Origin of the sequence: Streptacidiphilus pinicola (assembly GCF_003258295.1) — a bacterium.
Classification (GTDB): domain Bacteria; phylum Actinomycetota; class Actinomycetes; order Streptomycetales; family Streptomycetaceae; genus Streptacidiphilus; species Streptacidiphilus pinicola.
This window is the reverse complement of record NZ_QKYN01000109.1, coordinates 1-8,141: the sequence shown is the minus strand read 5'-3', so window position 1 is coordinate 8,141 and position 8,141 is coordinate 1. Positions and strand designations below refer to the sequence as shown.

General features: G+C 74.2%; 5 protein-coding genes, 1 pseudogene and 1 riboswitch. Of the genes and pseudogenes, 5 read left to right on the top strand and 1 reads right to left on the bottom strand.

What is annotated here, in order from left to right:
* Positions 1 to 24: 24 nt before the first annotated feature.
* Positions 25 to 1,503, bottom strand: coding sequence for a sugar transferase (locus DN069_RS26215; RefSeq protein ID WP_424556324.1), 1,479 nt, complete (start codon positions 1,501 to 1,503; stop codon positions 25 to 27).
* Positions 1,504 to 2,047: 544 nt separating this feature from the next.
* Positions 2,048 to 2,174: riboswitch (cobalamin riboswitch) on the top strand.
* Positions 2,175 to 2,204: 30 nt separating this feature from the next.
* On the opposite strand from DN069_RS26215, the gene cobI reads away from it, so the two are divergent.
* The 5 genes and pseudogenes from cobI to cobJ all read left to right on the top strand — a co-directional run bounded on the left by cobI (position 2,205) and on the right by cobJ (position 8,064).
* Entirely contained in the window at positions 2,205 to 2,954 is a 750-nt protein-coding gene (cobI, locus tag DN069_RS26210) for a precorrin-2 C(20)-methyltransferase (protein WP_279387932.1), read from the top strand.
* A pseudogene (cobM, locus tag DN069_RS26205) lies at positions 2,951 to 3,766 on the top strand (precorrin-4 C(11)-methyltransferase); the annotation flags it as partial. The gene cobI and the pseudogene cobM, both read left to right, overlap by 4 nt.
* Positions 3,767 to 3,917: 151 nt before the next feature.
* On the top strand, positions 3,918 to 5,054 hold the full coding sequence (locus DN069_RS26200) for a cobalt-precorrin-5B (C(1))-methyltransferase (RefSeq protein ID WP_111504916.1): 1,137 nt from the start codon (positions 3,918 to 3,920) through the stop codon (positions 5,052 to 5,054).
* The gene (gene cbiE / locus DN069_RS26195; protein ID WP_111504914.1) at positions 5,051 to 6,331 is read left to right on the top strand and encodes a precorrin-6y C5,15-methyltransferase (decarboxylating) subunit CbiE; all 1,281 of its coding nucleotides are present in this window, start codon (positions 5,051 to 5,053) and stop codon (positions 6,329 to 6,331) included. Before DN069_RS26200 ends, cbiE begins: the two co-directional genes overlap by 4 nt.
* Entirely contained in the window at positions 6,328 to 8,064 is a 1,737-nt protein-coding gene (cobJ, locus tag DN069_RS26190) for a precorrin-3B C(17)-methyltransferase (RefSeq protein ID WP_111504912.1), read from the top strand. Before cbiE ends, cobJ begins: the two co-directional genes overlap by 4 nt.
* The last annotated feature ends 77 nt before the right edge of the window (positions 8,065 to 8,141 follow it).

Below are 8,141 nucleotides of genomic sequence, written 5' to 3'. Positions count from 1 at the left end.
CATCCGACGGACGCCCCCCGCCCATCAATAGGCCCCCTGCCCGTAGAGCACGGCACGCAGCGTCTTCCACAAGATCACCGTGTCCAGGGCGAGCGACCAGTCCTCCACGTACCGCAGGTCGAGCCGGACCGCCTCCTCCCACGGCAGGTCGCTGCGCCCGCTGATCTGCCAGAGGCCGGTCAGCCCCGGCTTGACCAGCAGCCGCCGCCGGATGTCCGGACCGTAGGCGGCCGACTCCTCCGGTAACGGCGGCCGGGGACCGACCAGCGACATCGAGCCCGTCAGCACGTTGAGCAGCTGCGGGAGTTCGTCGATCGAGTAGCGGCGCAGCACCGTTCCCACCCGGGTCACCCGCGGATCCCGGCGGAGTTTGAACAGCAGGCCGGCGCCCTCGTTGCGGTCGGCCAGCAGGCCGCGGGCCCGATCCGCCCCGGAGACCATGGTGCGGAACTTGAGGATGGTGAACTCGCGTCCGTCCTTGCCGACCCGGCGCTGGCGGTAGACCGCCCCACCCCGGCTGTCGAGCATCACCAGCAGCGCCACCAGCGCCATCAGCGGAGCGAACAGCAGCAGCAGGAGCGCCGCGCCCAGGCGGTCCACGATCTCCTTGACCGCCCGGCTGCCCCCGCTGAAGGTCGGCATGCTGACCCGCACCAGCGGGATGCCGAGCACCGCGTCGATGTGCAGCCGCGGGCCGGCCACCTCCATCAGCACCGGCGCGACGACCATCTCGGCCTCGCTGCCCTCGAGGTTCCACGCGAGCCGCTGCAGCCGGTCCGGTGACCAGTGCGGGTCCGGGGTGACCGCGACGACGCGGTAGCCGCCCAGGCGGACGTGGTCGGCCACATCCGCCAGCTGTCCGATGACCGGCACTCCGTCGAGTTCCCCGAGCGCCTCGCTCTCGGGCCCGAGCGCGTCCGTCGTGCAGACCGCGTCCACCCGCCAGCCGAGATGCGGGAACTTGCGGATACGGGCGATCAGGTCGCCCACGGTGGCCAGACTCCCGGCGGCGAGCACCGGTCTCAGGCATCGTCCTTCCTTGCGCTGCTTGTGCAGCCACAGGCGCAGCAGATAGCGCTCGGTCATGGTGACCAGCGCGATCCCCGGCATCGCGACGAAGATCCAGAGCTTGATGTTGTGCGAGGTGACGGCCACTCCGCAGAGGGCCAGCACCACGGCCGCCGTGAGCAGCGACCGTCCGAGCCGGCGGAACTCCTCGGCCCCCTGGCCGAGGACACCTGGAGCCCACGCGCGGCTCACCGCGAGCGTCCCCAGGACCAGTAACCAGGTGCCGAAAGCGAGAATTCCCCACTTCTCGTGCCAGTTAGAAGCGTGCCGGACTCCCAGGAAGCCGCCGATCGCGACCACCACGAACGCGGTGACCGAAATATCGCCGACGATCACGGTACGGCGGTACCGCTGTTCCCAGAAAGTGGACGACCGGAGGAATTCTCCGGTCGCCGGACGGCCGCTGACCGATGGAAAAGGGCTGACGAAATCCAGCCGCTGCACAGACACCCCCCAGGGTGCTATGGGTTCACAGGTGAGCCCAAGACAGTTCTCCCTCGGGAGGCGCCCAACCCCCCGTGACGTTCCTCCCCCCAGGAAGCCCCCCGCCTCCCGGAAAACGACATGCGGACCATTTCTGCGCGACTTGCAGAAATTTGCAATGGCAACGGAATCGCGTGCCCTGCGACGGGCGCCAGGAAATGATCACTCGCGGCCAGTCGGCTGCGGCACGGCCAATCTAGAGCATCCGGAGCAGAGAGCAGAGGGGTTGTGTGAAATTTCTGCGAAAGATTTCAGCCTTGATCCGCACCAATTCAGCGCGAACCGCGGGCCCTCCTGTGGCGCGAGTGAATCCCGGTGACGCATGGGACGGAAAGACGACCCGGCGGCTCCGGCGCACTCGACGCGCGGGCGCGCCCCCGATGGGGACGGACGTGCGACGGGCCCGGCGACAGCGTGGCTCAGCCCACATGACGTCCGGTTGACTGCCCCACGCGCTGCGTGGTGGGATTTCACGACCTGAGAAGAACTGGCTGAGCTTGTTCATATCAACGGCGGCAATGACGAGGAAGTCCGGTGCGAATCCGGCGCGGTCCCGCCACTGTCAGCGGGGGGCGGGACGCGCCCCGTGAGCCAGGAACTCTGGCCGCCGTCACCACGAGCCGGGGCGCGGACCCCGAGTGAGGACTGCTGCCGTGCGCGAACGCGCGTCTGGCCCGCGCCTGGTCGGCGTGGGCATGGGGCCGGGTGATCCGGAACTCGTCACCGTCAAGGCCGTGCGCGTGCTGCGCGAGGCCGACGCGGTGGTCGTGCCGGTGATGGACACCGGCGAGATCGGGCGGGCCGAGGCCACCGTGCGCCACCACGCCGACTCCGCGAAGATCGTGCGCGTCGTGTTCGCCCTGAACGAGCGTGAGGACCGGGCCCGGCGCGAGGCCGCCTGGGACGCGGCCGGCGCGCGGGTCGCCGAGCTGCTGCGGGAAGGCGACGGCGGGACGGTCGCGTTCGCGACGATCGGTGACCCGAACGTGTACTCCACCTTCACCTACCTGGCCCACACCCTGCGCGAGCTCGTGGCGGACCTGACCGTCGAGACCGTCCCCGGCATCACCGCCATGCAGGACCTCGCCGCCCGCAGCGGCACCGTCCTCGCCGAGGGCACCGAGCCGCTGACGCTGGTGCCCGTCACCGCCGGGGCGGAGGTGCTGAAGGAGGCCCTGGCCGGCCCCGGCACCGTCGTCGCCTACAAGTTCGGCCGTCTCGCCGAGCAGGTCAAGGACGCGCTGCGCCGGTCGGGCCGGGAGGGTGACGCCGTGTGGGGCGCCGCGCTCGGCCTGGAGGCCGAGCAGCTGAGCACGCCGGGGACGCCGCTGCCCGAGCGGCTGCCGTATCTGTCCACGCTGATCGCACCGGTGCGGCGTGAGGGTCGAGGGGGAAAGCTGTGACCACGGAATCGGTTCAGGGCAAGGTCACCTTCGTCGGGGCCGGCCCCGGCGCCGCCGACCTGCTGACGTTCCGCGCCGCGCGCGCCATCGCCGAGGCGGACGTGGTGATCTGGGCCGCCAGCCTGGTCCAGGAGGAGGTGCTCCAGCACGCCCGCGAGGGCGCGGAGATCCTCGACTCCTCGCTGATCCCGATGGAGGCCGTGCTCGACGTCTACGAGCGGGCCGCGCAGGACGGCACCAAGGTCGCCCGGATCCACTCCGGCGACCCGTCCCTGTGGGGAGCGGTGCAGGAGCAGTTGGAGCGCTGCCGCACGCTCGGCCTGGAGACCGAGATCATCCCCGGCGTCTCCTCCTTCTCCGCCGTCGCCGCTCTCGCGCAGCGCGAGCTGACGGTCCCGGAGGTCGCCCAGAGCGTGATCCTCACCCGGCTGGGCGGCGGCAAGACGCCGATGCCGCCCGGCGAGGAGGTGCGCGAGTTCGCCCGCCACGGCACCACCATGGCGATCTTCCTCTCCGCGGCCCGCAGCAAGCAGCTGGTCGAGGAGCTGCTGGAGGGCGGCTACGCACCCGAGACGCCGGTCGTGGTGGCCCATCAGGCCACCTGGCCCGAGGAGCTGCTGCTCACCTGCACCATCGCCACCCTGGAGGCGACGGTCAAGGAACACAAGCTCTGGAAGCACACCCTCTTCCTGGTCGGCCCGGCGCTCGGCGCCCACGGCACCCGCTCGCACCTCTACCACCCGGGCCACTTCCACACCTTCCGCAAGGCGGACCGCGCCGCGCGGCGGCAGTTGCGGACCGGTGGCGCGAACGAGTCGGGTCAGGCCGCGGAGAGAGGGCCGGAGCCGTCGGCCGCAGCGGAGGCGCCGGCGGACCGGGCCAAGCGCCCGGCGCTGCGGGCGGTCCGCGCCGACGAGTCGGGCTCCGGGAGGACGGCAGGTCCGGCCGGCCCCGGCCACGACCATGGCTGAACTGCGGGAGCCGGATCTTCCGCGCACCGCGAAGGTGCGTCAGGGGCCCCTGCGCAGCGGCTGGACGACGGGCACCTGTGCCTCCGCCGCGGCCCGCGCGGCCGCGCTGATGCTGGTCAGCGGCGAGCCGCAGCAGCACGTCGACGTGGCGCTGCCGTCCGGCAACCGGGTCGGCTTCGCGGTCGAGCGGTGCCGACTGCTGCGCCCCGGGCGGGCGGAGGCGGTCGTGGTCAAGGACGCCGGGGACGACCCGGACGTGACCCACGGCGCGCACCTGACCGCCACGGTCGCCTGGCGCGACGAGCCCGGCATCGAACTGCACGGCGGCGTCGGCGTCGGCGTGGTGACCAAGCCCGGCCTCGGCCTGGAGGTCGGCGGTCCGGCGATCAATCCGGTGCCGCGCGCGATGATCACGCAGGCGGTCGGCGAGGCCGTCGACGTCGCGACGCGCGGCGTGGACGTGACGATCAGCGTGCCGGACGGGGAGGTCCGGGCCCGCAAGACCACCAACGCCAAGCTCGGCATCCTCGGCGGCATCTCGATCCTCGGCACGACCGGCATCGTCCGGCCGTTCTCGACGGCGTCGTGGCGGGCCTCGGTCGAGCAGGCGGTGTCGGTCGCCGCCGCGCAGGGCGAGCGCGCGATCGTGCTGTGCACGGGGGGCCGGACGGAGAAGGGCGCGATGGCGCTGATCCCGTCGCTGCCGGACGTCTGCTTCGTCGAGGTGGGCGACTTCACCGGCGCGGCGCTGCGGCGCGCGGTGGAGGGCGGCATGGAGCGCGCCGTCTTCGTCGGCATGGTCGGCAAGCTGACCAAGCTGGCGTCGGGCGTGCTGATGACGCACTACACGCGCTCGAAGGTGGACACCAACGTGCTGGCCGAGATCACGGCCGAGGTGGGCGCGCCGGCGGAGGTCGTGGCGGCGGTGGCCGCGGCGAACACGGCCCGGCACGGCTACGAACTCTGGGACGCGGCGGGCGTGCTGGCCCCGGCCGGGCTGCTGCTGTGCGAGCGGGTCGCGGACGTGATGACGCGGTTCTCGGACGGGCGGCTGGCGGCGGAGGTCGCGATGGTGGACTTCACCGGGAGAGCAGTGATCGCGTCGACGGGCGGTGCTCTGCTGCCGTGATCACCGTCCTGGGGCAAACACACATCGGAACGTCGCTCACCGACGAGAGCAGCGCTCTCGTCGCCGGGGCCGCCCTGGTCGTCGGCGCTCGGCGCCACCTCGACGCCGCCGGCGTGCCCGCCGACCGCGCGCTGGCGCTCGGGCCGCTCGCGCCCGCGCTCGACGCCGTCGCGCTGCTGCGCGAGAAGGACCCTGACGCACACGTCGTCGTGCTCGCCTCCGGCGACCCCGGCTTCTTCGGCATCGTGCGCTCCCTCGCCCGGCGCTTCGGCGCGGAGGCCCTCGACGTACGTCCCGGCATCAGCAGCATCGCCCACGCCTTCGCCCGCCTCGGCGTGCCGTGGGACGACGCCGTCGCCGTCAGCGCCCACGGCCGCGACCCGCGTCGGGCGTTCAACATCTGCCGCGCGCAGCGCAAGGTCGGCGTGCTCACCGCGCCCGGCGCGGGCCCGGCCGAGATCGGCGCGGCGCTCGCCGCCATGCCCGGCCTGCGCCGCCGCCTGGTCGTCGCCGCCGACCTCGGCACGGAGGCGGAGAGCCTGGTCGAGGTCAGCCCCGCCGAGGCCGCCGCCCGCGCCTGGCCCGCCGTCAACGTCGTGCTGAGCCTCGCCGACTCCGCACCACCCGTGGCCGACATGATGCGCGCCGTCGCCGGGTTCGAGGGCGCGCCCGAGGGCGGCTGGGCCCTGCCCGAGGAGGCCTTCGAGCACCGGGACGCGATGCTCACCAAGGCGGAGGTCCGCGCGTTCGCGCTGGCCAGGCTCGGTCCGCGGCTGGGCGAGCTGGTCTGGGACGTGGGCGCGGGCAGCGGCTCCGTCGCCGTCGAGTGCGCACGCCTGGGCGCCGCGGCCGTCGCGGTCGAGCGCGACGCGGACGGGGTGGAGCGGATCCGCGCCAACGCCGCCGCGCACGGCGTCGCCCACGCCGTCGCCGTCGTCCACGGCCGCGCTCCCGAGGCGCTGGCCGAACTGCCGGACCCCGACGCCGTCTTCGTCGGTGGCGGTGGCGCGGACCTCGCCGCGGTCGTCGGCGCGGCAGCCGCCCGCGCCCGCCGGACCGTCGTGGTCACCCTGGCCGCGCTCGACCGCGTGCCCGAGGCGCGCCGCGCCCTGCTGGACGCCCAACTGATCGTTGAGGGCGTGCAGTTGCAGGCCAACCGGCTGGCGCCGCTGCCGGGTGCGGTCACCCGGCTCGCCGCCACCAACCCCGTCTTCGTCCTCTGGGGCACCCGCCCCGCCGCCACCGCCGCAACCGTCTCGCAGGGAGTACCGAAGTGATCGGCCTGATCGCCGCCACCGCCGCAGGCCGCCGGGCCGCCGCACAGCTCGCCGAGGCCCTCGGGTCCGACGAGTGCCGCCTGTACGAGAGCGGCCGGTACGAGGGCCGGGTCGGCGACGCCGTCCGCGCCGCGTACGCCGAGTGCACGCAGCTGGTGTGCTTCCTCGCCACCGGCGCGACCGTCCGCCTGCTCGCGCCGCTGCTGGCCGCCGAGGGCTCGGACAAGCACACCGACCCGGGCGTCGTCTGCGTCGACGAGGCCCGGCGCTTCGCCGTCGCGCTGACCGGCGGCCACGAGGGCGGCGCGAACGCGCTCGCCGCGCGCGTCGCCTCGGTGCTGGACGCGCAGGCCGTCGTCACCACGGCGACCGACGCGACCGACGTCCCCGGCCTGGACACGCTCGGCCTGCCGGTCGCGGGCGACCTGGCCGCCGTCAGCCGCGCGCTGCTGGACGGCGAGCCGGTCCGCCTGGTCGGCGCGGACCGTCACCCGCTCCCGGCGCTGCCCGCCAACGTGTCGGCGGACGCGCCCGCCTCCGCCCCGACGATCGTGGTCGGCGACGCGCTCGCTTCCTCCTCCGCCGTCCCCACGGTCCGACTCTTCACGCCCAGCCTGGTCGTGGGCGTCGGCGCCAGCAAGGGCGCGCCGGAGGAGGAGATCCTGGAGCTGATCCGCACCACGCTCGCCGACGCCGGTCTGGACGTGCGCTCCCTGCACAGCCTCGCCAGCGTCGACGCCAAGGCCGAGGAGCCCGGCCTGCTCGCCGCCGCCGCCGAACTCGGCGTCCCGGTGCGGTTCTTCAGCGCCGACGGGCTCGGCGCCGTCGCCGTGCCCAACCCCTCCGACGCGCCGCTCGCCGCCGTCGGCACGCCGAGCGTCGCCGAGGCCGCCGCGCTGCTGGCCGCCGACGCGAGCGAACTCCTGGTCGCCAAGCGGAAGTCGACGCCCGAGGGTCGCGCCGCGATGGCGACGGTCGCCGTCGCCCGCCGTCCACTGCGCGGCCGGCTCGCCATCGTCGGCCTCGGCCCCGGCGCGCGCGACCTGCTCACCGACCGGGCCCGCGCCGAACTGCGCCGCGCGTCGGTGATCGTGGGCCTGGACCAGTACGTCGACCAGATCCGCGACCTGCTCCGTCCCGGTGTCCGGATCGAGGCCACCGGCCTCGGTGCCGAGGAGGAGCGCGCCCGCAGCGCCGTCGGGCTGGCCCAGCGGGGCCTGGCCGTAGCGCTGATCGGCAGCGGCGACGCCGGCGTCTACGCGATGGCCTCGCCGGCCCTGGCCGAGGCGGGCGCGGACATCGACGTCGTCGGCGTTCCCGGCGTCACCGCCGCGATGGCCGCCGCCTCGCTGCTGGGCGCGCCGCTGGGCCACGACCACGTCTCGATCAGCCTCTCCGACCTGCACACCCCCTGGGAGGTCATCGAACGCCGCGTCCGCGCGGCGGCCGAGGCCGACCTGGTCGTCACCTTCTACAACCCGCGCAGCCGCGCCCGCGACTGGCAGCTGCCCAAGGCCCTGTCGATCCTGGCCGAGCACCGCGACGCCCCCACCACCCCGGTCGGCATCGCCCGCAGCGTCTCCCGCCCGGACGAGTGGCACAAGGTGACGACGCTGGCCACCCTCGACCCGGCGGAGGTGGACATGTTCACCGTGGTGACGGTGGGCAACACCGCCTCCCGCGAGATCGCCGGCCGCTTCGTGACCCCCCGCGGCTACCGGTGGCAGGGGTGAGCACCGCGCCGCGCGCGGAACGTGGGCGGCCCGACGCGGCCACGGCCCGGCCCGCGCGGAGCGCGGCGCCGGGGGCG

Excerpts from the sequence above, each read along its gene's own strand:
- DN069_RS26200 (WP_111504916.1), top strand. The coding sequence starts at position 3,918 with ATGGCTGAACTGCGGGAGCCGGATCTTCCGCGCACCGCGAAGGTGCGT.